A 23,717-nucleotide genomic window follows, 5' to 3' on the forward strand; every position below is an offset into this window, starting at 1 on the left:
TTGTCGGTAATCAATTATTTTCACCAGAATTATAATGGGGATTATAGGTATTTAAAACTCAATTTACTTCGGGTATCTCAAATTCTTGTTCATAATAATAATTCATGCCATCATGTTCCCACTCAAGCATTGCCTTCCATTTACCGCTGCAGAGACCTGTTACCGAAATTTCAATTAAGCCCCCGTGCTGGTCATCAATTGGTACTACGCGTATTTCTGCCGGATAAAGTTTATTCAAAAGCCTGAGGAGACCTTTTACGGGATGACAAAAATTAAATGTGAGCTTTTCCATGATCCGCACTTAATAAGTTCGCGTAACATTGCAATTTAACAACCCTGCTTTAAATGGCTTAGAAAGTAACCAGTATCCAAATATTGATAAATACCGGCTAAAGAAAAATGACGCTTATCATTAAATTAACCAATACAGTCAATTTACAGCACCAGGCACCGATTAACAGTATTGTTGCATTCAAAACCAGGATATTACACAGTACCACGGATCACATTACAACTGTTGATTTAAAGTGAATAAAAGTTCCTTATGGTAAGGCTTCATAATCTTTACTGTTAGTTTCAACTCATCCTGGATCTTAACCCGAAGAGTGTCTTGTGCGCATGGTTCGCCGTGTACCAGGTAAACCTCGGATACCGAATTGTGAAACTGCTTTAACCAGGTAATCAATTCGGACTGATCGGCGTGAGCGGACAAACCTTCTATCTCCTGTACCTTCGCCACCACCGGGTAATATTGACCATGAATTTTCAATTCGTGGATATGGTTAAGCAACGCCCTTCCCCGTGTGCCCTCGGCCTGGAAACCAATCAGGAGTATAGTGTTACGCTCATCGCCCAGATAACGCTTCAAATATTCCAGCACACGGCCTCCGGTTAGCATTCCACTTGCCGCAAGAACGATCTTAGGCCCTGCCCTTTTAATGATCTTTTCGGTATCCTTATAATCCTTGTTGATAGTTACACTGTTAAACATGTCGGCACATTCTTTTTCATCAATAGTAAACCATTCGGGAAAGTGTACCAGGGTCTTTCCGGCAACTGCGGCCATCGGGCTATCAAGGTATACCGGAATGGATGACGGAATCAGATTATGTTGTTTTAAGCGATAAATCAGGTGCATCACTTCCAGGGCCCGGCCAACTGCAAAACATGGGATCAGTACATTCCCCTTATTAAAAACAGTATCATTAATAGCACCCGCTAAATCCTGTGAAGTATCATTTTTAGAGTGTAGGCGATCGCCGTAAGTAGACTCCATGACTACAAAATCGGCTTGCCCTAATAGCTCGGGGCCAGGTAATAGCTCTGACTGGTCACGCCCGATATCCCCGGAAAATACAATTGTCTTCTCAAAGCAACTTATTTTGACCGAACAAGCACCCGCGATGTGCCCACATGGGTACAAACTAAAACTTAGTTGTTTAGCCAGGCTGATTGTTTTGTGTATTTCACAAACTTCAAAATAGGGCAACGCAGCCTCAACATCTTTCACAGTGTACAGGGCCTTTGCCGGATGATGCCTGGAGTAACCGTATTTATTAGCCTTTTGGGCATCTTCTTCCTGTAGTTTGGCGCAGTCGCGCAAAATAAGCTCTACAAGGTCCCTGGTCGGCTGGCTCATGTAAATCTTGTTACGATACCCGTTCCGTACCAGTAAAGGGATATAGCCACAGTGATCGAGGTGTGCGTGGGTCAGTATCAGTGCACTAATATCAGCCAGGTTAACAGGCAGGCTTTCCCAGTTTTTTCCCGCAAAGCCTTTATCCCTTGAAACAGGCCGCAATCGATCATAACGTTCCCCCGGGGGTAAGCAGCAGATGCTTGGATCCGGTTACAGTACCTGCTGCACCTAATGATTGCAGGTAAACATTTTGTATTGCAGGCCCGGTTTCTATTGCCGATTCCATGCCATTAAAAGATTCATTCATAGCTTATTACTTGTTACCATAAAGGTATTGCGATAAAGAAACCGCCAAACTGACATGAATCACACCAAAGCGTGACAGTGGTCATTATACTTAATGTCTCCCATGGCGAAATTTGGATAACCAATCATTCAACAAACAAATTTATGACAGCCTTAATAAAATCACATCGCGTTCCATCATGGAAATCAATGATGGAGAATTTTTGGAGTCCAGACCGTTTTTTTGATAAAACTTCCAGCGGCGGAGAATTTCTCCCGGCTGTAAATATCCGTGAAACCAAAAATCATTATAAGCTTGACGTCGCTGTTCCGGGCTTTAAAAAAATGATTTCAAAATCATTACCGAAGACGGCTTACTGACCATCAGTGCGGAAACCAATAAAGAAGAAAAGGAAGAGATTGATAGTTATACACGTAAAGAATTTTCATTTGCTTCCTTCCGTCGCACATTTAAGCTGCCAGACAATGTTGAGGAAGACGGGGTGAATGCCAATTATCACAATGGCCTTTTGGAAATCGAACTTAAAAAAAGCGGCAGAAACCAGGCGGCAAAGAAAGAAATTAAAGTAGACTAAAAATTTTCTGTCGGCAACACCGGCGATTTTGACAACCGGACGCTCTTCGGCCGGCTTAATAACAGTAACATGGAACATTTTATCAGAAAGTTTAGTGAAATCACCATAGGTGATATTGGTGATGTTGGTGGAAAAACAGCTTCATTGGGGGAAATTTACAATCAACTAACCAACAATGGAATAAATACGCCAAACGGCTTCGCTGTAACTGTAGCAGCTTTTCGTTATTTCATCGGGTTCAACCGGCTCGAAAAAAAGCTTATTGATTTGATGACCGGTTTAGACCGGCAGAACTTCTCTAACTTAACGATAAGCGGCGCCAGAGCCCGAAAACTGATCATGGACGCCGTTATGCCGAATGACCTGCAAATGGCAATCATAGACGCCTACGATTATATTTTTGAAAATGCAGAACCGACTGTGGCGGTGCGAAGCAGTGCCACAGCAGAAGATTTGCCAGGGGCAAGTTTTGCAGGACAGCACGAATCCTTCCTGAATATTAAAGGCCATAGTGCTTTATTAACTGCCGTAAAGCAATGCTTTGCATCACTTTATACAGATCGGGCTATTAAATATCGGGAAGATAAAAATTTTGATCATGAGAAAGTTTATCTTTCAGTTGCAGTCCAGAAAATGGTGCGATCTGATATGGGGTGTTCCGGTATCGGGTTTACTTTGGAACCAGAAAGTGGGTTCAAGGATATTATACATATTTCGGGTGTGTGGGGATTAGGGGAAAATATCGTACAAGGTACTGTTACGCCTGATGAATTCCTGGTGTTTAAACCAACTCTTAAAAAAATTTAAGGTGCATTATCCAAAAAAACCTTGGCAGCAAAAACAAAACCATGGTTTGCGCAACTACCGACGATGCAACCAATCCAACAATAAATCAGGATACGCCCTGGGAACTCCGGCAAAAATTTGTACTCAGCGATCAGGAAGTTGAAAAGCTTGCCAACTGGGCGTTGATCATCGAAGACCATTACCGTCAGCCTATGGATTTTGAATGGGCTAAGGACGGGTTCGATCACCAACTCCATATTATCCAGGCTCGTCCCGAAACTGTACATAATCAAGAAAAAAGATACAGGTAAAAAGTTTCAAAATTGCCGAAAAAGGAGAAGTTATAACCATGGGGGCTGCCATAGGCAATGGCATTACAGCCGGCAGGGCACGCGTGCTCAAAACTCCTGACCAGGCTAACCTGCTTAAAGAAGGCGAAATTCTGGTTACCGAAACAACCAGCCCGGATTGGGACCCCGTATTGAAAAAGGTAGCGGGAATTGTTACTAATAATGGCGGCCGCACTAGCCATGCCGCTATTATAGCCCGGGAACTCGGCGCGGTGGCTGTAGTTGGAACAACAAACGGAACCTATAACATTGAAGATGGTGAGATGATAACCATTTGCTGCGCCGAAGGAAAGACGGGGATGGTTTACAGGGGCAAACTGGAGTGGACTGAAACGGTCAGTGATGTAAGCAAAACCCACCTGCCGGTACACCCGAAAGCCCAACTAATCATAGCCGATCCCGGACAGGCCTTTAAATTATCGATGTTTCCCAACCACGGTGTTGGATTGATGCGAATTGAATTTATTATCGCGAACCAAATTGGGATACATCCAATGGCGCTCGTACACTTTAACCGGGTGTTGGACGAGCAGGAACGGGTAAAAATCGCTCACCTAACAGCTGGCTATGCCGATAAAAAAGCTTATTTTGTAGATAAACTTGTACAGGGTGTTGCCACGATAGCAGCGGCATTTTACCCGAAAGATGTGATCGTGAGGATGAGCGATTTTAAAACCAATGAATATGCCGGCCTCATTGGCGGAAGGTACTTTGAGCCAAAGGAAGAGAACCCGATGATTGGCTTCAGGGGGGCCTCCAGGTATTATGATGATCATTACCGCGACGGCTTCCTGCTTGAATGCGAGGCCATGAAAGTGGTTCGTGATGAAATGGGCTTCAATAATATTAAATTGATGATCCCTTTTTGCCGGACAGTTAAGGAGGGGCAAAAAGTCATCGATCTGATGTCGTCCTGCGGGCTTAAACGGGGCCTGAATGACCTTGAGATCTTCGTTATGGCAGAAATTCCCAGCAATGTATTACTTGCCGAGGAATTCGCGGAAGTATTTGACGGTTTCTCAATTGGTTCAAATGACCTTACACAATTAACATTAGGCATTGATCGGGATTCAGCACTCATAGCAGGCTTATTTGACGAACAGGACGCCGCGAGCAAACAACTGATCGTCATGATGATACAAAAGGCAAATAAACTGAAAAAAGTAGGCCTGTGCGGCCAGGCGGCAAGCGATTCAGAAACGTTCACCAGGCTACTGGTTGAAACCGGCATCGACAGCATCGCTTTTAACGCGGACGCATTGATTAAAGGTATTGAAAATATTAATGATGCCTTGAAATCCTGCAAGAACAAGTCTCAACCAAGTGCGGTATAAGAAAGGGAACCATGAGCTATCTCTTGGATAAACACAAACCGGTTTTTGCCTATGACACACCTGTTAAAACCATCTTTTATATCCTGGTTAAACAGTTGTTCCGTCGGGCTTAAAAATGATTTGCGTCACTTATCAGTGGTATAGATATCAAAAAAATGCTGTCCGATATCACAAATTTTTCTTCGGGCCCATATTAATTTTACCGTAGATCATTTTTTCAAATCAAGTTAAACAGATATAACGATGGCTTTCACTAAAAATATCAAAGCCTTTTTGAATGACACCGGGGATATCGCAGGATTTGCCGGCCAGTTTTTCTCTACCGGAATTAAACCGCGCTTTGAGGTCCGCGAATTATTAAACCAATGCTATATAATTGGATATAAATCGTTGCCGCTTATCGGCCTCACAGGTTTTATTATGGGCCTTGTTCTTACAATGCAGCTGCGGCCATCCCTGGTTGCCTATGGTGTTGAATCTCAACTTCCGGTGATGGTAGGCATTGCCATAGTTAGGGAGATAGGTCCGGTTATAACAGCGCTGATATTTGCAGGTAAAATAGCCAGCAGTATAGGAGCCGAACTTGGATCCATGAAAGTCACAGAGCAAATTGACGCAATGGAGGTAAGCGGAACCAATCCATTCAAGTACCTTGTCGCTACGCGTACCGTGGCAACTACATTAATGCTACCCGTGCTCACTGTCCTGGGCGACGCTATCGCCTTGTTCGGAGCATACATAGGCGTTAATATCAGGTCGGCCACCAGCTTTTATCTTTTTTTATTCAGGTGTTTAGAAGTCTCAGTTTCGGCGACGTACTTCCTGCATTTTTTAAAACATTTTTCTTTGGTTTTGCTGTTGGAATCGTTGGTTGTTATAAAGGTTACACATCAAGCAAAGGTACCAGAGGTGTTGGAAGTTCGGCAAACTCAGCTGTTGTATTATCATCTGTAGTAATCTTTTTCATCGACTTGCTGGCTGTGCAACTCACGGATCTGCTTGGTTTAAATTAAAGCATGAAAACACAAACAGCCACCGAAAACAACGTGATTGTGATAGAGAAACTTTGTAAGCATTTCGGCGATCATACCGTGCTGCAAGACTTTGCATTATCAGTCAAAAAAGAAGAGAATGTGGTAGTGCTTGGCAAATCCGGATCCGGCAAGTCAGTACTGATCAAATGCATTATCGGTTTATTGAAACCTGATAGCGGAAACATCAAAGTTTTTGGTCAAAATGTCCCTGATATGTCTCATGAAGTACTCGATCAGGTCCGCGCCCGCATTGGCTTTCTTTTCCAGGGCAACGCACTGTACGATTCCATGACCGTTCGTGAGAACCTGGAATTTCCTTTACGCCGTCACTGGATTGCTGCTTCGCAGAACGAGGTGGAAGCCCTGGTTATGGAGGCTTTGGAAAACGTAGGGCTGGCGCATACTGTTGATCTGATGCCGGAAGAATTATCCGGCGGCATGCTAAAACGTGTCGCTCTTGCCAGGACCATGATCCTTAAACCGGAAGTGATATTATATGATGAACCAACAACAGGGCTCGATCCGGTTACAGCCCGGGAAATCGATAAATTAATTTTGAAACTGCAGGATAAATACCATACATCATCCATTATCATCACACACGACATGAACTGTGTAAAAAACACCGCCGACCGGGTGGCTCTGCTGCTGGACGGTCGTTGTTATGCACAAGGTACATACACTGATTTCGAACATTCGACAGATCCAAATATTCATCAATTTTTCGAATAAATTATGGCAAACCAAACAGCAGGCAATATAAAACTTGGCGCATTCGTACTATCAGGCCTATTTGTGTTAATACTTGCCTTCTATCTTATCGGCAAAAATCATAACCTGTTTGGTAGCGATTTCAACATACGGGTGAGGTTTTCTAACCTCAATGGCCTCACCGTTGGCAATAACGTACAGTTCTCCGGAATTCAATCTGGTACGGTAAAAAAGATCAACATGATCAATGATACTACAATTGAGGTAACATTATCAATCGACAACAAGTTCACATCCTATATTCATAAAAATGCGGTCGCCTCAATTGGCACAGAAGGGCTGATGGGCAATAAAATAGTAAACATAGTTCCTTCAAACTTACCAAGCGCACAAGTTACTGAAGATGATCTTCTTATAGCGCAAAAAAATCAGTACCGATGAAATGTTGCAGACCTTGTCCAAAACCAATAATAACGTTGCAGTTATCTCAGAAGCGTTAAAGGGTACTGTCCTGAAGGTTAACGGCAGCACATTCATGGCCCTGCTGAACGATAAAAATGTCTCCGGCAACTTACTTGCCTCTTTGCAAAATTTAAACAAAGCGAGCGCAAATGCTATCAAAATTACCAATGGCATAGATGATCTGATTGTCGGGATAAAAAATGGAAAAGGAGCGGCGGGGGTCTTGCTCAGGGACACCATAGCTGCCGGCAACCTACAGGCGGCTATTTCGAGTATCAGGAAAGCAAGCGATAACGCCGATTCGTTAACCTGGCAGCTAAATAACCTGGCGCGTACCGTAAACGGCCATTTAAACAGCGGGAATGGCTCGCTGCCAATGATTTTAAAAGATTCAGCATTTGCCAAAGACTTAAGGGCAACTATGTATAACCTGCGCCAGGGCACAGATGGATTCAATAAAAACATGGAAGCGCTCAAGCACAATTTCCTTTTTAGGGGCTATTTCAAAAGCCAGGAAAAAGCGCAAAGAAAACAACAGGCTGTGCAATCTCAATAAGCATTTGGGCAATATATTTTAATATGCAAATTCATAAATAGCATATAGTGGCAAATGACTATTAACATGTTTAAAATTTTGTAATTCGCCTCTAATCACATTTTTTAATGACCGGAATCATTCTCTACATGTTGTTTACAAGTGATTTTTGTATATGTAAGTTAAACCAATTATGAAACAACTATCACAAAAAGTGGCCCTTGTAACCGGGGCCGGATCAGGGATTGGAAAAGCCATTGCAAAGCTTTTCGCCGAACAGGGCGCAAAAGTTATGCTTACCGATATCCATCAATCAAATATTGAAGCCGTCGCGGCTGAAATTCGCGCAAATGGCGGTATGGTAGCATGTATCGCTGCAGATATCTCCGTAAAGGGCGATGTGCAATTGGTGATGAAGCATGTTCACAACACTTTCGGCACACTTGATATTTTGGTAAATAATGCCGGCGTTATGGACAATTTTACTCCGGTGACCGATGTAACAGACGAGATTATGGGAGAAAGTAATAGGAACAAACCTGAACGGTTGTTTTTTTGCCTGCCGTGAAGCTATACCTCTTTTCCTGGAAAGCGGCTCCGGTACAGTTATTAATATTGCATCCATCAGCGGCTTCCAGGGAGGCCGGGCCGGTGCCGCTTATACAGCATCTAAGCATGCAATAATCGGTTTAACTAAAAACATAGGATATCAATATGCGGATAAAAATATCCGCTGCAACGCTATAGCACCGGGGGAGTAAATACCAATATCGTTTTTGGCATGGAACCCAATCCGTTTGGCTTTGAAAGGATGAACGCCGGAACAGGCAATGCACCAGGTGCTGCGGCTCCCGAAGCAATTGCTGAAGTTGCCCTTTTCCTTGCTTCGGTAAAATCAAGCTTTATTAATGGCTCCGTGCTAACAGCGGATGGAGGCTGGACAGCATATTAAGCTTTGTTCAAGAAACAATTCTGGCTTGTTTTTCTGGTTTAATTGCTGCCACCGGTTTTTACAGTGGCAGCAACAGGAAACATACCCCGGTAGTCACTATTCCTTAAATCAATTACAACCACTCCGCAGAAAACCGGTTAAACTCGTGGCGCAAATCGTTGAATATTTTTTCTTCGTTAAGATAGCGCTCATGAACTCTGGAATGTTCGGCAGCTATACTTTCAGAAACCATAGTACCGGAAAGCAAAAGATCTGCTTTTATGTCAAGGTCATTACGGTGAATGTCTTGTTTTAGCTCCGTAAGGCATTTTTCATGGATGATGAACTGATTCTGAAAATGTTCCACTTGTTCCTGTACTTCGCGGGCCGTATTGTCGCCGGCAATCTCCTGCAACCTTTCCTGTAAAATAGCCAACTCCTGTGTGTAGAACGCGATGCCCCTTAACACATCGTTGTTAAGGTTCTTAATGTGCTTAATGTTGATTTGATTTTTCATAACACAAGGTTACAACGCGCGTTATTCCGGATGAATGACATCCGGCAACCAGGATAATGATATTGGTCATGTTATTACTGATTGTTGCTGATTTTAAGACAAGTGACCACTATCATTTTCAAAGGCCGATAATATCATCTTTTTTTACTTGCCGAAAATCTATTTTTATGGTTGTTGGCGCGCCGGCAATGTAACGCATAGGTATGCCTCGCCGGAGGAAATGTTTTTCTCTAACCATCTACTGGCAACAGAGCCGGAGATCTGCGATATATCGGTTACTCTCAAATGGTATATTAATGAACAGGTAACTTTCTGAAACAGGATATTAAGATTATTGTAAAGTAATAAAAGATTAATATGAAACACACTGGTAACATGCAGGCAATGGTGCTTGAAAAAGCCGGCGGGCCACTGGTATATCGCCAGGTTCCCATTCCTCAGCCTTCTGACTATCAGGTACTGATCAAAATAATTGCATGTGGTATCTGTCGTACCGACCTCCATATATTAGATGGCGAACTGGATAAACCAAAGCTTCCGCTGATACCCGGCCACGAAATTATCGGAACCATCGTCAAAACAGGCAGTACAGTAACTGAACTTTCTTCCGGTCAGTTAGTGGGTGTTCCCTGGCTCGGTCATACCTGTGGGCGTTGTAAATTTTGCCTGTTGGGCATGGAGAACCTTTGTGATGCCCCCTTATTTACGGGATACACTATTGATGGCGGTTATTCCGAATATACGGTTGCCGACGCACGTTTTTGTTTTATATTAGACAAACGATATAATCAGCCGGCTTCAGCGCCCCTGCTCTGTGCAGGTTTGATCGGGTTTCGTTCCTATAGCATGATCGCACCATCGGCCAAAAATGTTGGTTTCTATGGATTTGGTGCTGCTGCTCATATCTTGATCCAGGTAGCTATAGCGCAGGGTAAACAAGTATTCGCGTTCACCAGAGATGGGGACGAGCGTGCGCAACGATTTGCAAAGACCATGGGTGCACACTGGGTTGGCGGAAGTTCCGACGTACCACCCGAAGTGTTGGATGCGGCCATAATTTTCGCTGCCGCAGGGGAACTTATTCCCAAAGCTTTAAAAGATGTAGACAAAGGAGGCCAGGTAATCTGTGGTGGTATCCATATGAGCAATGTACCCGAATTTTCATATAGCTTGCTCTGGGGCGAACGGTCTGTTAAGTCGGTAGCTAATTTAACCCGTCAGGATGGTTTGAATTTCTTTTCTATTTTAAAAAACATCGAAGTATTAACACAAACGAAGGTATTCCGCTTGTTTGAAGCCAATGAGGCGATAAATCAATTCAGATCAGGCCAAATTAGCGGAGCTGCTGTATTGGTTATGAACGATATGTAATTAACATTTCGCTAACTGGGCATACGTGTACATATTGGGATAAGCAGCTACTTTTATCGATAAATACCTCCTTTTACAAACCTTGCTTTATGCATACAAACCTATAAAAGTCAGTCATCAGCCATACGGTGAATATTTTCGATGAGCGGTTTGAGGTTGCTCCGCTCAAGATGATCAAACCCATTACGCATCACTGATTTCTTTTCAGGATCTTTTTCAATCCAGGCGCCCAATTTTAGCATAAGCCGGTCTTTCCACGATAGTCCGGAAACGACACACCTGCCGGGCAGGAAAAATATTTCGGCAACATCTTTGATCTTGGTACCAAGATTATTTTTTATTATCTCCAGTTGTTGCGTTATGTCATTAACTGCGAAGCTGCAAACAATGAAAATGAAAAGCTTTTTGTCCTTTAGCCTGATGTCATTTTCCTTTAACCAATCGCGTAGTACCAGCCGGCCGATATAAACTGAACTGCCTATAACAATGGTATCATAAAGGGCTAAAACTGCAGGTGTTACATTCTCCACTTTTGATACCGGCATCTGCAATGTTTCTCCAAGCCAATGCGCATACTGCCTGGTTGCACCATATTTGCCCTGATAAATAATAATTCCATTCATACCGGTAATTTGATTTGGTTATACAAGTTACTGAACCGGAGCTTATGCAAAAATGACAATGGTCATCCCTAAACCATCAATTACACCAAAGCCGACTATAGCGTCGGTCGATTCTTAACCCGAAACGAGATACATAAAGCTTTTATGAGTACCACTCCCCTGTTATTCATGACGAGAATCAATGATCTTGCTGACAGAAATCACAGCATACATCGCTGATATATAGTTTATTTACATATTAATTACTCATTAACAGGGAGCATGAGAACAGATCAAGAAAGTCACTTAGAAAAAGCATTCAATTATTTGAAGCTACCTGTGCAAGGTCTGGTGCAGGTTCCATCTTATCAATTACATACACTAACTCATTAGCTATGGTTACGAATCACAAAAACACTGCAATAACCTTTTGGATTGCTATCAGTTTGATAGCAATAATAGTACTGATGATGATTTTGTCTGGTATTAAAGTGTATGGTTATCCGTGGTAATTTTTAATTGGTAAAAACAGATAAATTCAGCGCAGAAATTCTGCGAATAGCGTCCCTATTGCACGCCTGTCTTTTTCGACAAATTCAGTTTTTCATTTTAACCAATCGCTGCAGATCAAGCACTGTTATCACACTTCCATTCTTTTCAATCAGGCCCTCGTTACGAAAATCCGACAGGGTACGGCTCACTGTTTCAGTAGCCATACCTGCAAGTGCAGCCAGGTCTTCACGCGAGATCCGGACGCCTTCATTTGGGGAATCGCTTTGGCGATAAAGCCTTAGAATCGCGTCCGCCATCTTTTTTCTGACAGAGTAATACGCAAGTTGTAGTAACCGCTCTTCGCTTTCCCTTATCTGGCCTGCCATCAATTTGATAAAACTATCCGTTACTTCAGGGTATAGGTTCAACATTTCCTGTAACTGCTCTTTTGGTATGAGGCACAATTGGCTATCCTCAAGGGCACTTGCGGTTTCTGAATATGCCTCGCCGGCAAGCAATGCCTGAATACCAAGGTACTGATCCGCTATATGTAAACCAGTAATCAATTCGCGCCCATCGTCTGCCAGTTTACTGGTCTTTATCTTTCCACTAAGAACAACGTATAGTCCATTTCCTCTGTCGCCTTCATAATAAATCACCTGGTTCTTTTTAAAAAACGGATCTTGCGTTCCCGGATAACACGCTTTAGTTCGTTCAACCCATCAGTCCTGGCAACTATATTGCTGAGTTCGTCCAACCCCTTACTGTAAAATTCCTTTTGTTGCTTTTTCTTTTTCAACCTGCTTTCAATTGCATTAAGTAATTCGACGTCATCAAAAGGTTTGGTCAGGTAATCGTCAGCACCCATTTCCATGGCTTTACGTAAATCGATCCGTTCGGCTTTGGCTGTAAGAAAAATGAAAGGGATATTAGCCGTGTCGGCCGATTTTCCGAGCATAAACAGCACACCATACCCATCCATTTCCGGCATCATGACATCGCAAAGTATTAAATCAGGTAACTGGACTTTAGCCAATTCCAATCCCATTTTACCATTACTTGCTGAAAATACGGTGTAGCCGGCCAGCCCCAGTATTTCAACTACACCCTCGCGAATATCCGCGGAATCTTCAATGATCAAGATTTTAAAACTCATATCGGTGAGCAGTATATTGTGTAATTTAAATCATTAAATTGAAGTGTCCAAATCCCGTGCTAATACAATGTATAACACAAAGCTATTGCAGCTGCCCCCATGGCAGCAAAACTGCTCCAAAGCAGCAATTTGGAAATAAACTTGCTATTGTACTCTCCCATGATTTTGGGGTTAGAGGAGATCCTGGCAATCAGGAACAATAGTGGTACCGCTGCTATCCCATTTAATACAGCCGCATAAACTAATGCCTTAACAGGATCGATGCCAATATAATTGATTAGTAATCCAATTAAAGTGGCAATGCATATGACGGCATAAAAAGAGCGCGCCTTTTTCAATTTTAAATTAAGCCCGGCCTTCCAGTTAAAAGCCTCACAAGCGGCATATCCTACCGAGCCTGAAAGTACCGGAATAGCCAATAAACCAAGGCCTATAATACCGATCGAAAAAATTAATTTGGCTAAAAATCCGGCGTTAGGAAAGGTATGCACCAACGGCTCTATTGCCCTTGCCGCATCAGACGCACTTTTTATGTCAGTTACACCGCTATTGTGCAAAACGGTTGCAGCAACCACTATAATACTCCAGGTTGTGAATTCTGAAAATATCATGCCGATAGTGTTATCAATACGCATTTTTTTAATTTGCATCCAACCGGGCCTGGGTTTATGCCGCGAAAGCCTTTCTTTTTCTTTCTGTTCTTCCACTTCCTGTGAGGCTTCCCAAAAAAACATATATGGAGAAATTGTGGTTCCCAATACCCCGGTTATGATAAATAGAAAATTAAAATTTAACTCAAAATGAGGGATAACAGTTGCTTTCAGGACGGTAAGCCATGGCTGATGTACAATAAACAAAGTTATGGGATACGCCAACAAAGTTACTGCAAGCCATTTTAGTATCCTGGCGTAAGAATGATAAGAAGTAAAAATCTCCAGAAGAAGGGTTAACAGTGTAAAAAACAATGTTAATGCAACAAATGAGGCTGGGATAAGTAATTGGGCCGCAGCTGCCATAGCTCCTATATCGGCCCCGATATTGATTGTATTGGCCACTAATACCAGGCCGACAACTGCATATAAAACAGTTTTGCTGTAATGTTCCTTAATTACAGCTGATAGGCCTTTACCTGCTACCATGCCAATACGTGCGCAAGCTTCCTGAACGGCAATCATAAAAGGTAACATATATAGCGCTGTCCACAGCTGATTGTAGCCAAACTGTGCGCCGGTTTGCGAATAAGTAGCAATGCCAGAGGGGTCATCATCAGCAGCACCAGTAGTAAGGCCCGGGCCTAAAATTGAAAAAAATCTCAAAAAGCGGTTCTTTTTTTCTTAACCTGTTGATTACCTTTCATGGTTTTGAATATCAGAAAATTATATTATTCCCATACACTAAATGATGAATTTTCTGATCACCTACTATGTTTTGACGCTGGTAGTAGTGGCCGCTTATAAGTTAAAGGTTCAAAATTTGATTTAACATTTTTTGCGCAAAACGAAGCTTATCTTATGCTCGTATTGCGTTGAAGCTTGCCGTAAATAGCCAATTCAAGGCTTGTGTCCATATTATAGATATCCTCAAACCTGATTAATTCACCTTTTTTTATGTCACATGTCAGGTAAGTGATTTTTATAGGAACAGGTTTATTAAGCACGAAATTATGTGTCTTTGATTTTTTAAGAATTTTAAACAATTTGTCGCCTTGGTCTGAAGCGTCATGTTTGAGCAATAACGCGGCGAGCCCGGCAGCATTATCTAACCAGATACAACCATTACTTAAATCACGTTTATCTTTTTCAAACAGCTTTTGATCAGCAATTTGGTTTAAGTATATGTTGTACACATTTTGAAAATGAAAAACCAGCGATCCCAAGGTGTTATCACAGCCGGGAGCCTGTTTAGCGTAATAGCCCTGGGGTGAAGCCAATATGCTCTTAAGTTGGGCGTTAGTGATATCTGTTAATTGACCAGCCTTATTATAAATGCTGATCTGAAGCCGATCAAGGAACAAACTATCAGCTATTGCTTTCGGGAGGATGTCGCGGATAAATATCCGGTCAGGAACAAGCCAGTCTGGAAAAGAAGTAAAATAGGTGATTTGGCTCTGCAAAGTCGGGCTGGGAGTTTGTGGCGTCCCGACAATAGCTTTAAATACCACCAATGTATCCGGCAAATGAAATGTCAGCTCGTAGGTAGGGATATTGATTTGTATATATTTTTCCCCGTCATCAACGTTTGCCCACCTGATTCTTTCCATGTTGACGGCGATTTTCATTACATCATTTCCTGGGGTTCCATAGCAATCATCCGGAGCTTGTCCTCTGATTATGTGCAGCATTTCCTGAAAAGCAGTATAGAGTTTTGCATTAGGTTGTACTTCCAAAACATCTTTCGCAAACTCCGGCGAATGTATAATGTCCTGCAGTTTAGCTTCTGCATGAAATGGTACATCCATTCCATGATCTACCCTGTCGGATCCGTAGTCAGGATTGAGCTTTCCATAATGCAAATAGTTTAGCATGGTAATGACAGCATCTGTAAGCAAAACATCAAACTGTGCCTTTAAGGAGTCACTAACCGAACCTGGATTTTCCAAAATATCGCGGAGCATATCAAACTGAAGCTCTTTAGGATGAAAATCATCATGCGATAATCCGTATTGTAACACACAATCTAAAAGCACCATTGCATTCCCGGTGTTTTGACGTGATTCCGGATTAGTCCATACCGGAAGGTAATTGTTTTGGCGATAAAACCGTGTAACGCTTTGTGGGTAATGTAATTGTTGCGACGTAGCAGCGCTTTTGAGCTGTTCGTTAATTGCGTAATTGGTAATCCCCTTCTTTTCCTGGGCAAATACATTAACCAGAAAAAACGAACTGAAAGTGAATAACAAAAGAACCGACTTTTTCATTGCAATATTTTGTGAGTATCCAAATCTTCTTCAGTGCAGCCCAAGGCTACCTTGATATTGTGTAAAGTTTTGAATAACACTCAGCAAAAAGAATGACACACATCAAATAGCTTGTTGATGCAGATCATAAAATCATGACTGCCACTAAATTGGTGTGATCACCGTCACTATTCATCCTGATATTTATCAAACTTAAAACACTTAAGAGTGATGACATTAGCAATATGAAAATTGTTAGGAGCTTTAGTATTACTGATAATATAACAAACCATCAAATAAATATTGTAAAAGCGATAATTACTGCATCCACGTTTCTGTTCAGCGTTTCCTGTCAATTAAAAGGCGATAAAATAAGGCCGGTAGTTGCTTCCATATCAGAGTCTGTATATGCGTCCGGCATAATTAAAAGCGAGGATCAATATCAAGCTTTTGCCTCAGTTAGCGGTATCATTCAGGAGCAATTTGTAACTGAAGGCCAATATGTTACTGCTGGCACCCCCTTAATATCTATTAAAAAAGAAAATCAAAAGCTAAATGTTGAAAACGCGATGATATCGGCTTCATTTGCCGACTTTAAGCTAAATAAAGATAAACTGGCCGCAGCGGCAATCGTGGTTGATCAGGCCCGGTACAGGATGCTTAACGACTCGGTAATGTTGGTCAGGCAAAAAGAACTGTGGGGGCAGCAGATCGGTACTAAAGTACAGCTTGAGGAAAGGGAATTAGCTGTAGTCAATTCAAAAACAGCCTTACAAACAGCGATAATTAATTTCACAGAATTGAAAAGGCAATTGCGTTATAACGCCGCGCAAAGCATAAACAATCTCAGCATTAACAAACAACAGGAAAGCGACTTTACTGTTAAAAGCAATATAGCCGGAATAGTATATAACCTTTACAAAAATCCGGGCGAAACTGTTGGCCCGCAAACGCCGCTGGCCCTCATTGGCAAAGCCGACAGTTTCTTGCTTGAATTACAAGTGGACGAATATGATATCGTTAAGGTAAATCCGGGGCTTACCGTTTTTGTCACGATGGACAGTTACAGAGGCAAGGTATTTGAAGCCAGAGTGACCAAAATATATCCGGAAATGAACGAACACACCAAAACATTTCGAGTTGAAGCTATTTTTACTACCCCGCCGCTAAAATTATATCCTAACACTACCTTGGAAGCAAATATAATTATCCAAACCCGAAAAAAGGCTTTGCTTATCCCCAGAAGCTACTTGCTCAATGATTCCGTTGTGATAAGAAGCGACGGTGAAAAACTTAAAATAAAAACAGGTCTTAGTGATTACCTGCAAGTAGAAGTAATTTCTGGTCTCCAGTTAAATGATGAACTAATAAAACCGATACCATGAATTTTAAGCTGACCTGGAACATCGCGGTAGCTTTATTATTAGCTCACTTAAGACAGACGATTGTTGCCGCAACCGGTGTAACTTTTAGCATAACAATGTTTATTGCCCTATTGAGTTTTATGGGTGGCTTAAACAAGCTTTTAGATGGGCTGGTAATAAACCGCACTCCCCATATCAGATTGTATAATGAAATTGCAGCTGCACGGCATCAACCAGTGGACCTTACCAACGCATATCGTCACAGTTACAACTTTGTAAGCTCCGTCAAGCCGCAGAACAAGCGCCTGGGCATTTACAATAGCAAGGCTATAATGGAGGCTATCGCACTCGATCCACGCGTGCAGGGACTTTCACCGCTAATTACCGCGCAAATATTCTACAATACCGGACAGGTTAATATCACCGGGCTTATTAACGGGATTGATCCGAATATGGAAAATGAACTTTTTTATTTGGGGATTATATTATAGCGGGCAAATTCATTGACCTGAAAAACACTCCCAACAGTATTATTTTAGGAAAAGGCATTGCAAAAAAATGATAGTCCATCTGGGGGACATCATTCACGTAACCCCGGCTAATGGCAACCAGGTGCCTTTAAAAGTAGTAGGAATTTATCAATCCGGTCTTGAAGAGATTGACAACAAGCAAAGTTATACCTCTATCGCAACAACTCAAAAATTACTTGACGAATCAAACAATTATATCACAGACATCCAGGTCAAATTAAAAAACATCACCGAAGCACCGAAAATTGCAGCTTATTACAGGCAGGTATTTAATATAGATGCGATGGATATCCAAACGGCCAATTCACAATTTGATACCGGTAGCTTTATCCGCTCGCTGATATCTTACACAGTTGGGGTAACTTTACTGATTGTAGCAGGTTTTGGGATATATAACATTCTAAATATGATGATTTATGAAAAGCTCGATTCAATCGCAATATTAAAAGCCACAGGATTTTCAGGCAAAGATGTAAGTCGCATATTTAGTACAATTGCATTAGGCATAGGTATTTTTGGCGGCCTGGCAGGGCTGATACTGGGTTTCATCTTATCTGTTATCATAAACCACATCCCATTTAATACAACCGCGCTTCCCACAATTAAAACCTATCCCATTGATTTCAACATAGGTTTTTATTTTATCGCTGGTCTGTTCTCTTTTCTAACCACCTATTTTGCGGGATATTTTCCCTCTAAAAAAGCAAGTAAAGTTGATCCTGTAATCATTATAAGAGGGAAATAACATGGACTCAATAATATTAGAAGCTTTAAACATCTCAAAAACCTTTTATGAACCCAAAGCGGTAAAAGTATTGAGGGATGTTAATTTTTCGCTTAATAAAGGCGAATTCGCCTCAATTATGGGAAAATCAGGCTGCGGCAAATCAACACTATTATATATCCTTTCAACCATGGACACTGATTATGAAGGAGACCTAAGGATTGATCATATCAGTATGAAACAAAAGAACGAACCGGAGCTGGCTTACGTAAGAAACGAAAAAATAGGCTTCGTATTTCAGTTCCATTACCTGTTAAATGAATTCTCTGTACTCCAAAATGTGATGCTCCCAGGCCTGAGACTTGGGAAATACAGCGCAGAAGAAACTGAACACCGGGCTTTTGAAAAATTGAAAGTATTAGGCATTGAAACGGAAGCAAAAAAAGCCGAATCAATTATCCGGCGGGCAAAAGCAAAGGGTAGCCATTGCACGGGCATTGATCAATGATCCGCTAATCATCATGGCTGATGAGCCAACCGGTAATTTGGATAAAAAAACACTGAAATCGTTTTTAATATTTTTAACGAATTGATTACCAATTATCAACAGACGATACTTGTAGTTACACATGACAGTGAATTTGCGCGTAAGACCCAAAGAATTATTGAAATGGAAGACGGAACCATCATAAACTAATTGAAAAAACAGCAACCGCATCGGCATGTAAGAATGCTTCTCAGCCGAGTCTCATCATCCAAGGTTTTCTTGCTTTTATCCGGGCTTTCCTGGTCTTGTCGAACGATCTGCCAAGTCATTTTCCCAATCAACGAATTGGGCCATCCTGAAATTATTTCACAGTTACAGCTATTATAATTATAGTGATCTATTGGCAAAAACGGGTTTAAATTAAGAGGCTGGATCAATTTATTTTGACACGGCCTCACAACCAGGCGGCAGCTGCTACCGGCAGATCTTTTATTGATCTGCCAGTAATAATACAACTCGCTGGTGTTGTGGCCGGATGCGGTATAAACTGCCATTGGCGCTTTTTTCCAGAGTGCCCTGCTGCATAGCAAGCCGGTAGGTATGCCCATCAAATTCATACAGGGCGCTATTGCCTGTCAATTGTTTAAACGGGGTTTTAGCGCCTTCCGCGATGCACAAGTCAAGGAACCAGTCGCCGGCCGGGTGGTTCTCAGCCGTGATGGTCAGGGATTTCTCGCTCATATTGATTTCGAAAGAACCTTTACCAACAGGCCATGAAGCATGGGCCGTCGTCGTATTCAGATTTGTGAACACAGGATCTCCTCCCTGAACCGGCACCTCCCCGCCCCCGTCGTTCATCATCAGGCGAAAGCCCTCGGGTTTGCCGCGCTTTCCCCATTGAAAACCATCTGCCAGCGGAAGCGTGTAAAAGAAACTTTGATTAACGGTAGTAACGTTATTCAGGTATTTATCCGGCACTGTTTCGTTAAACAGGTGGATATCGGTTATCCGCAACGTTCCATTTTCCCAAAGCAGGTTAGTCCTGTAAAACCTGCTGTTATACCAAACGGTTTTTTTATCGCTGTTTGCCAGGTCCCTGCTTACCGTAAAAGTAGTAGCCGGGGTTACCTTGTAGGTACGTTTAAACCATTCGCCCGACTGTGCCATGGTTTCTACGCGAACCTTACCCTGTTTGCGGAGACGGGCAATAACCGGCATCTGCCATTCCAGCCCTTTTTTCATGGCATCCCAGGTGAATGAATTTTCCTGCCCAGCCTGCGTATAATTGTAGCCGAGCGAGGAATCATCGGCAAAAGTTTGCAAAAACCAGTTGATCCACTGCTCATTTCCGCCCGCATAGGGGTAAACGGGCTCAAGCGTGGTTACCGAGCTGCCATCGGCATATTGCCGTATAGGGTCGCTGCCCAGCATCCTGAATACGGGCACGGGCAACTGCTTATCTGCATGCTGAGCAGGCATATAAGCATTCAAACGGCTGGGGTAATATGCCTGGTTCCAGTAACCGCCCCAAAGGGTGAAACCATCGGTACCTACCTGGTCTTTACAGTTGGCGGAGGCAACAATCTTATATTTATCATACATGTAATTCAGCGAATGCGCATCGATGACCCATGAAGCGATGGATTTGGGATAATACCCGAATATGCTTTTAAAATCAGCAAAATAAACGTCGATGATCTTTTCGCGTTCGGCAGGCGTGTAACCCACAGAAAAACCGATGTCTGAATGCCAGTCCCAGGCATATTTTCCCCGCCATTTGATCCCGGCTTTTTCAATCAGCGGTTGCGGCAGTTCCCACCATCCTCCAATCTCAAACTCGCCTTTCGGAAGTGTTTTCAGCAATTCCTGGTAACGTTTATCGATCAGGGCATCGTACTGTAACAAAAAGTTCCGCCCAGGTGATATTGCTTCATCAGCGCAATCTGGTTCACCACGGTTTGGTACAGGACATCTTTGGTGATGTTCGCATCACGTGGTTCGATATCACGGATAAAATTGACAATATTAACGATTTTAGGCGCATTGCCTGGCTTTGTTTTTTGAGCGAATAAAGGCGTGGTAACGACCGCTGCCATTACCGCTAAAGTGAAGATCAAAAGAGTTTTAAATCTCATAAACGATAGTGCTTTTATTTTATTTTCCGGGCACAGGTATCGGTAGCTTTGCGCGCGGATGATCAAGTATTCCGTTTGGCTGGTTTATAGCGATTGCAACCGCTAAGTTATAATAATTCGATTTTTTCAAACAGCCTGCTAAGATATATAATGCGTATCCGTAACCGTCCCCAACTGTCTGTCGGAGCAAACCCCAGAAGTGTTCGGAAGATTTTTAATTCCCTCCACTGGGAGGGGTGCGGCTGGATTTCGTGGTGGCAGGGGGCGGTTTATACGTCATTTCGGGCGGATAAGTCTGTGAATGAAACCCTTCCCTACACCCTCCCAGGGGAGGGAATCGCACAATCCTCGCTTTTTTTATTTCTTCCGAACACTTTTAGAGCAAACCCGGTCGATCAACCGCTGTCTTGCCTTGCGTATCTCACGAAATAAAACGACAACTATCAAAAACTCCACAGATTTTGCCCCTCACTTGAACCGCGCAAAATAATACACTGTCCGGGTCAGTTGCTTTCGGTTTGTAGTATAGATAGATATAAGGCCGGCTAATTATTGAATCAGGCTTAAGCTTGACTTGATTGCTGTCAGTTCTCCTAAAAGGCGCGTTTCTTTTACCATATCTTCCATACCCAGCTCTTTGGCTATCCTTGCGATCTCCAGGTTGAGGGTGGCGATTTCCGTAGGACGATGTTCATTGATGTCCTGAAGGGTAGATATCAATTGTCCATCGGATGAACGGCTGATGGCAAGTAAGGTCTCGGTTACCTCTTCCTCCGGAAGGGATACTCCACAAGCGTTAGCCACCTGGATACACTCTTTAATTATTCGTTTTCCGATTGCCAGTGCTTCATTATTACGGTGAAAAATACCGTTATCAATGTTCAGCAAAGGGCTCACAGAGTTGAACACGCAGTTGACGATCACTTTTTTCCAGATCACTGCCTGGATGTCTGATTCTGGTTTAAAGGAAAATGCAGGGCTGTTTATTTCTGACACGACTGCTGCCAGACTTTCCTCATTGCCATTGATCACCCCTACCGGGCAGGTTGCTACCGGCTTGAACCGTACCACGTTATCGGCGGTAAACTGGCCCGTCACAAACAACACGCAACGATATAACTGCGTAAAAACAAGCATGATGAATGGCTTTTCCACATTCAAACCATTCTGCAAAAGGACGACAGGATAACGGACTCCCTTCAAAGCTAACTTCGCCGCTAACGAGCTATTAGCAAATGATTTGGCGGTGATGACAACAATACCATCAATCGTTTTTATTTGACTGAAAGTTTTTACATCAATGTTTTCACTTACTTCTGATCCGTCGGGCAAGTTAATCCTGATCCTTTCAGATGTGCCCGGCAAGCCATCAACAGTTCCACGGATCAACAGCACATTCTTACCGGCATGCTTTAATATAACCGCGAGTGTGCGGCCAATGACGCCCGCTCCGGCAATATATATCGTTTTCATATCTGTTGTGTTTCCAGGTTATCGTTTGCAATAAACCACGAGGGAAGCTTTAGCCAGGGCCGCTTTGTTAAGCAGGTATCCTGATAACGCAGCCGGCGTGCCAGTTACAATACCAAGTTTATCTGTATTCAACGCGTAAACCGTGATGATGTAGCGATGCAGTGCTTCTCCTTCACCAGGGCAGGGACCCTGGTAGCCGGCGGCGCCCGTGTCATTAATGCTTTGCAAACTACCGGCCGGCACCGCGCCGGCTTCGGGGTCACCTGCTCCACGTTTCAGTTCTGTAACAATCGGGGGATATTGACAATCACCCAATGCCAGAACCCGCTCCCGGTGGGTGCATCAGCGTCATACATGGTAACCGCGAAGCTTTTTGTACCTGCAGGTGCGTTTGACCACCCGAGCTGCGGCGAATGGTTCTGTCCGTTGCAGCCAAAATTGCCGGCCACAAATTCATTGGTAAACTGACCGCCAAGGTCTGCACTTTTAAGGGTGAATGTCTGTGCTGAAGAGCAGTAATAACTGATTGCAAAGACGCAAAAGAGGATAAACTTTTTCATGCCTCAAATATGCCTGCGCATTGCATAAGGTAATTGTTGCGGAAAGTTCAGAATATATTGAGATAAGCTCAAATTATGGCGTTTTGCGGTAATTCGCCGGAGTTACGCCATATTTCCTTTTGAAAGCCGTGTTGAAATTGGACACGTGCTGATAACCGTAGTCCAGGTAGAGCTCGCTGGCCGACTTGCCTTTTAGCAGTTCGGTACATGCCATTTCCAGTTTCCGCTCCCGGATGTATTTTTGAGGAGCTACCCCGTAATCTCTTTCGAAGTCACGCTTAAATGACGAGACACTCCGGTTACTCAGAAAGGCAAGTTCATCGAGTGTAAGACTGCCCAACAGGTTATTTTCAACAACAGTTTTAAGGGATATATCTGCAGGGGTACCGAACATGCCGCTCAAAAGTTCTGGCGCCAACTCGTGCAACGCGGTGAGCAATTCAGTAAGTTTGAGTAAGGCCATTTCATAAGAAAGGCTTTGCCTGCCGGCGATCAGGGATTTGATGTTGCGCACATACTCATTGATATAAGCATTGGTCTTGAAATAAATATACGGCATATCGCTGGCGCTGGCTCCCCTTGCCGGGGCGGCTTACCGTGAATTCCTGCCCGATGCTGCGCGGAAAAAGACAATTACACTACCATAGGGCTCGGCATTATTGCTGTGCTCTGCAATAATTGAATTGCCCTCAGGTATCAACATGCCGTAACCCGGAGTAAGAATAGTGTTTTCGGCAGCGCGATAGA

General features: G+C 43.0%; 29 protein-coding genes and 3 pseudogenes. 18 read left to right on the plus strand and 14 right to left on the minus strand.

The window, feature by feature from the left end:
* Positions 1 to 58 precede the first annotated feature (58 nt).
* The 3 genes from ACRQ5D_RS24275 to ACRQ5D_RS24285 all read right to left on the minus strand — a co-directional run bounded on the left by ACRQ5D_RS24275 (position 59) and on the right by ACRQ5D_RS24285 (position 1,946).
* On the minus strand, positions 59 to 292 hold the full coding sequence (locus ACRQ5D_RS24275) for a hypothetical protein (protein WP_091164184.1): 234 nt from the start codon (positions 290 to 292) through the stop codon (positions 59 to 61).
* A 216-nt stretch (positions 293 to 508) separates the two neighbouring features.
* Positions 509 to 1,801 (minus strand): MBL fold metallo-hydrolase RNA specificity domain-containing protein, encoded by a 1,293-nt coding sequence (locus ACRQ5D_RS24280; protein ID WP_431200624.1) that lies wholly within the window; start codon positions 1,799 to 1,801, stop codon positions 509 to 511.
* Positions 1,802 to 1,805: 4 nt separating this feature from the next.
* The gene (locus tag ACRQ5D_RS24285) at positions 1,806 to 1,946 is read right to left on the minus strand and encodes a hypothetical protein (RefSeq protein WP_432326872.1); all 141 of its coding nucleotides are present in this window, start codon (positions 1,944 to 1,946) and stop codon (positions 1,806 to 1,808) included.
* A 143-nt stretch (positions 1,947 to 2,089) separates the two neighbouring features.
* On the opposite strand from ACRQ5D_RS24285, the gene ACRQ5D_RS24290 reads away from it, so the two are divergent.
* From ACRQ5D_RS24290 to ACRQ5D_RS24345, 12 genes and pseudogenes are all read left to right on the plus strand, one after another.
* Positions 2,090 to 2,305: a hypothetical protein gene (locus ACRQ5D_RS24290; RefSeq protein ID WP_432326874.1), complete on the plus strand. Its 216-nt coding sequence runs from the start codon at positions 2,090 to 2,092 to the stop codon at positions 2,303 to 2,305.
* A 2-nt stretch (positions 2,306 to 2,307) separates the two neighbouring features.
* The gene (locus ACRQ5D_RS24295) at positions 2,308 to 2,520 is read left to right on the plus strand and encodes an Hsp20/alpha crystallin family protein (RefSeq protein ID WP_432329849.1); all 213 of its coding nucleotides are present in this window, start codon (positions 2,308 to 2,310) and stop codon (positions 2,518 to 2,520) included.
* Between the two features lie 69 nt (positions 2,521 to 2,589).
* Entirely contained in the window at positions 2,590 to 3,327 is a 738-nt protein-coding gene (locus ACRQ5D_RS24300) for a PEP/pyruvate-binding domain-containing protein (protein ID WP_432326876.1), read from the plus strand.
* A 41-nt stretch (positions 3,328 to 3,368) separates the two neighbouring features.
* Positions 3,369 to 3,617 (plus strand): PEP/pyruvate-binding domain-containing protein, encoded by a 249-nt coding sequence (locus ACRQ5D_RS24305; protein WP_431200626.1) that lies wholly within the window; start codon positions 3,369 to 3,371, stop codon positions 3,615 to 3,617.
* Positions 3,618 to 3,655: 38 nt separating this feature from the next.
* Positions 3,656 to 4,990 (plus strand): putative PEP-binding protein, encoded by a 1,335-nt coding sequence (locus ACRQ5D_RS24310; RefSeq protein WP_432326879.1) that lies wholly within the window; start codon positions 3,656 to 3,658, stop codon positions 4,988 to 4,990.
* A 243-nt stretch (positions 4,991 to 5,233) separates the two neighbouring features.
* Positions 5,234 to 6,003: pseudogene (locus tag ACRQ5D_RS24315) on the plus strand (MlaE family ABC transporter permease).
* A gap of 3 nt (positions 6,004 to 6,006) precedes the next feature.
* Complete coding sequence (locus tag ACRQ5D_RS24320; protein ID WP_091164175.1) at positions 6,007 to 6,756, plus strand: ABC transporter ATP-binding protein; 750 nt, start codon at positions 6,007 to 6,009, stop codon at positions 6,754 to 6,756.
* Positions 6,757 to 6,759: 3 nt separating this feature from the next.
* Positions 6,760 to 7,176: an MlaD family protein gene (locus tag ACRQ5D_RS24325; protein ID WP_431200628.1), complete on the plus strand. Its 417-nt coding sequence runs from the start codon at positions 6,760 to 6,762 to the stop codon at positions 7,174 to 7,176.
* 1 nt (position 7,177) lies between these two features.
* A complete protein-coding gene (locus tag ACRQ5D_RS24330; protein ID WP_431200629.1) occupies positions 7,178 to 7,753 on the plus strand; it encodes a hypothetical protein in 576 nt (191 codons plus the stop codon).
* A gap of 172 nt (positions 7,754 to 7,925) precedes the next feature.
* Positions 7,926 to 8,300 carry an SDR family NAD(P)-dependent oxidoreductase gene (locus ACRQ5D_RS24335; protein WP_432326882.1) on the plus strand — a complete coding sequence of 125 codons (375 nt, stop codon included), beginning with the start codon at positions 7,926 to 7,928 and terminating at the stop codon, positions 8,298 to 8,300.
* Between the two features lie 4 nt (positions 8,301 to 8,304).
* A complete protein-coding gene (locus ACRQ5D_RS24340; protein WP_432329851.1) occupies positions 8,305 to 8,493 on the plus strand; it encodes an SDR family NAD(P)-dependent oxidoreductase in 189 nt (62 codons plus the stop codon).
* A gap of 20 nt (positions 8,494 to 8,513) precedes the next feature.
* Complete coding sequence (locus ACRQ5D_RS24345; protein WP_431200631.1) at positions 8,514 to 8,684, plus strand: SDR family oxidoreductase; 171 nt, start codon at positions 8,514 to 8,516, stop codon at positions 8,682 to 8,684.
* Between the two features lie 112 nt (positions 8,685 to 8,796).
* Here the strand turns inward: ACRQ5D_RS24345 and ACRQ5D_RS24350 are convergent, their stop codons facing one another.
* Positions 8,797 to 9,180, minus strand: a complete 384-nt coding sequence (locus ACRQ5D_RS24350) for a hypothetical protein (protein ID WP_112653711.1) — start codon at positions 9,178 to 9,180, stop codon at positions 8,797 to 8,799.
* A 357-nt stretch (positions 9,181 to 9,537) separates the two neighbouring features.
* Between ACRQ5D_RS24350 and ACRQ5D_RS24355 the strand changes: the two genes are divergently transcribed.
* The gene (locus ACRQ5D_RS24355; RefSeq protein ID WP_208102480.1) at positions 9,538 to 10,551 is read left to right on the plus strand and encodes a zinc-dependent alcohol dehydrogenase family protein; all 1,014 of its coding nucleotides are present in this window, start codon (positions 9,538 to 9,540) and stop codon (positions 10,549 to 10,551) included.
* Between the two features lie 110 nt (positions 10,552 to 10,661).
* On the opposite strand, the gene ACRQ5D_RS24360 is transcribed toward ACRQ5D_RS24355, so the two are convergent.
* The 5 genes from ACRQ5D_RS24360 to ACRQ5D_RS24380 all read right to left on the minus strand — a co-directional run bounded on the left by ACRQ5D_RS24360 (position 10,662) and on the right by ACRQ5D_RS24380 (position 15,718).
* Positions 10,662 to 11,174: a flavodoxin domain-containing protein gene (locus ACRQ5D_RS24360; protein ID WP_091164168.1), complete on the minus strand. Its 513-nt coding sequence runs from the start codon at positions 11,172 to 11,174 to the stop codon at positions 10,662 to 10,664.
* 575 nt (positions 11,175 to 11,749) lie between these two features.
* Entirely contained in the window at positions 11,750 to 12,304 is a 555-nt protein-coding gene (locus tag ACRQ5D_RS24365; protein ID WP_431200632.1) for a Crp/Fnr family transcriptional regulator, read from the minus strand.
* Positions 12,301 to 12,801 carry a response regulator transcription factor gene (locus ACRQ5D_RS24370; RefSeq protein ID WP_431200633.1) on the minus strand — a complete coding sequence of 167 codons (501 nt, stop codon included), beginning with the start codon at positions 12,799 to 12,801 and terminating at the stop codon, positions 12,301 to 12,303. Before ACRQ5D_RS24370 ends, ACRQ5D_RS24365 begins: the two co-directional genes overlap by 4 nt.
* Before the next feature lie 59 nt (positions 12,802 to 12,860).
* Positions 12,861 to 14,117 carry an NRAMP family divalent metal transporter gene (locus tag ACRQ5D_RS24375; RefSeq protein WP_431200634.1) on the minus strand — a complete coding sequence of 419 codons (1,257 nt, stop codon included), beginning with the start codon at positions 14,115 to 14,117 and terminating at the stop codon, positions 12,861 to 12,863.
* A gap of 188 nt (positions 14,118 to 14,305) precedes the next feature.
* Positions 14,306 to 15,718: a L,D-transpeptidase family protein gene (locus ACRQ5D_RS24380; protein WP_091164161.1), complete on the minus strand. Its 1,413-nt coding sequence runs from the start codon at positions 15,716 to 15,718 to the stop codon at positions 14,306 to 14,308.
* Between the two features lie 224 nt (positions 15,719 to 15,942).
* Here ACRQ5D_RS24380 and ACRQ5D_RS24385 point away from each other — a divergent pair, with 224 nt between their 5' ends.
* The 5 genes and pseudogenes from ACRQ5D_RS24385 to ACRQ5D_RS24405 all read left to right on the plus strand — a co-directional run bounded on the left by ACRQ5D_RS24385 (position 15,943) and on the right by ACRQ5D_RS24405 (position 18,908).
* A complete protein-coding gene (locus ACRQ5D_RS24385) occupies positions 15,943 to 17,082 on the plus strand; it encodes an efflux RND transporter periplasmic adaptor subunit (protein ID WP_091164158.1) in 1,140 nt (379 codons plus the stop codon).
* On the plus strand, positions 17,079 to 17,552 hold the full coding sequence (locus tag ACRQ5D_RS24390; RefSeq protein WP_431200635.1) for a hypothetical protein: 474 nt from the start codon (positions 17,079 to 17,081) through the stop codon (positions 17,550 to 17,552). The genes ACRQ5D_RS24385 and ACRQ5D_RS24390 overlap by 4 nt, the downstream gene beginning before the upstream one ends.
* A gap of 67 nt (positions 17,553 to 17,619) precedes the next feature.
* Positions 17,620 to 18,336, plus strand: a complete 717-nt coding sequence (locus ACRQ5D_RS24395) for an ABC transporter permease (protein ID WP_431200636.1) — start codon at positions 17,620 to 17,622, stop codon at positions 18,334 to 18,336.
* Between the two features lies 1 nt (position 18,337).
* Positions 18,338 to 18,736 (plus strand): annotated as a pseudogene (locus ACRQ5D_RS24400) (ATP-binding cassette domain-containing protein); the annotation flags it as partial.
* Between the two features lie 4 nt (positions 18,737 to 18,740).
* Positions 18,741 to 18,908: an ATP-binding cassette domain-containing protein gene (locus tag ACRQ5D_RS24405; RefSeq protein WP_431200637.1), complete on the plus strand. Its 168-nt coding sequence runs from the start codon at positions 18,741 to 18,743 to the stop codon at positions 18,906 to 18,908.
* Positions 18,909 to 19,291: 383 nt separating this feature from the next.
* On the opposite strand, the gene ACRQ5D_RS24410 is transcribed toward ACRQ5D_RS24405, so the two are convergent.
* The 5 genes and pseudogenes from ACRQ5D_RS24410 to ACRQ5D_RS24430 form a co-directional block, all read right to left on the minus strand.
* Positions 19,292 to 20,707: a hypothetical protein gene (locus ACRQ5D_RS24410; RefSeq protein WP_432326887.1), complete on the minus strand. Its 1,416-nt coding sequence runs from the start codon at positions 20,705 to 20,707 to the stop codon at positions 19,292 to 19,294.
* On the minus strand, positions 20,686 to 20,937 hold the full coding sequence (locus tag ACRQ5D_RS24415; RefSeq protein WP_432326889.1) for a hypothetical protein: 252 nt from the start codon (positions 20,935 to 20,937) through the stop codon (positions 20,686 to 20,688). The genes ACRQ5D_RS24410 and ACRQ5D_RS24415 overlap by 22 nt, the downstream gene beginning before the upstream one ends.
* A 549-nt stretch (positions 20,938 to 21,486) precedes the next feature.
* The gene (locus ACRQ5D_RS24420; protein WP_091164147.1) at positions 21,487 to 22,410 is read right to left on the minus strand and encodes a ketopantoate reductase family protein; all 924 of its coding nucleotides are present in this window, start codon (positions 22,408 to 22,410) and stop codon (positions 21,487 to 21,489) included.
* Between the two features lie 18 nt (positions 22,411 to 22,428).
* Positions 22,429 to 22,970: pseudogene (locus tag ACRQ5D_RS24425) on the minus strand (YbhB/YbcL family Raf kinase inhibitor-like protein).
* 73 nt (positions 22,971 to 23,043) lie between these two features.
* A complete protein-coding gene (locus tag ACRQ5D_RS24430) occupies positions 23,044 to 23,529 on the minus strand; it encodes a helix-turn-helix domain-containing protein (protein ID WP_431200638.1) in 486 nt (161 codons plus the stop codon).
* Positions 23,530 to 23,717: the final 188 nt, after the last annotated feature.

The organism is Mucilaginibacter sp. P25, from assembly GCF_050859465.1.
Taxonomy (GTDB): domain Bacteria; phylum Bacteroidota; class Bacteroidia; order Sphingobacteriales; family Sphingobacteriaceae; genus Mucilaginibacter; species Mucilaginibacter gossypii.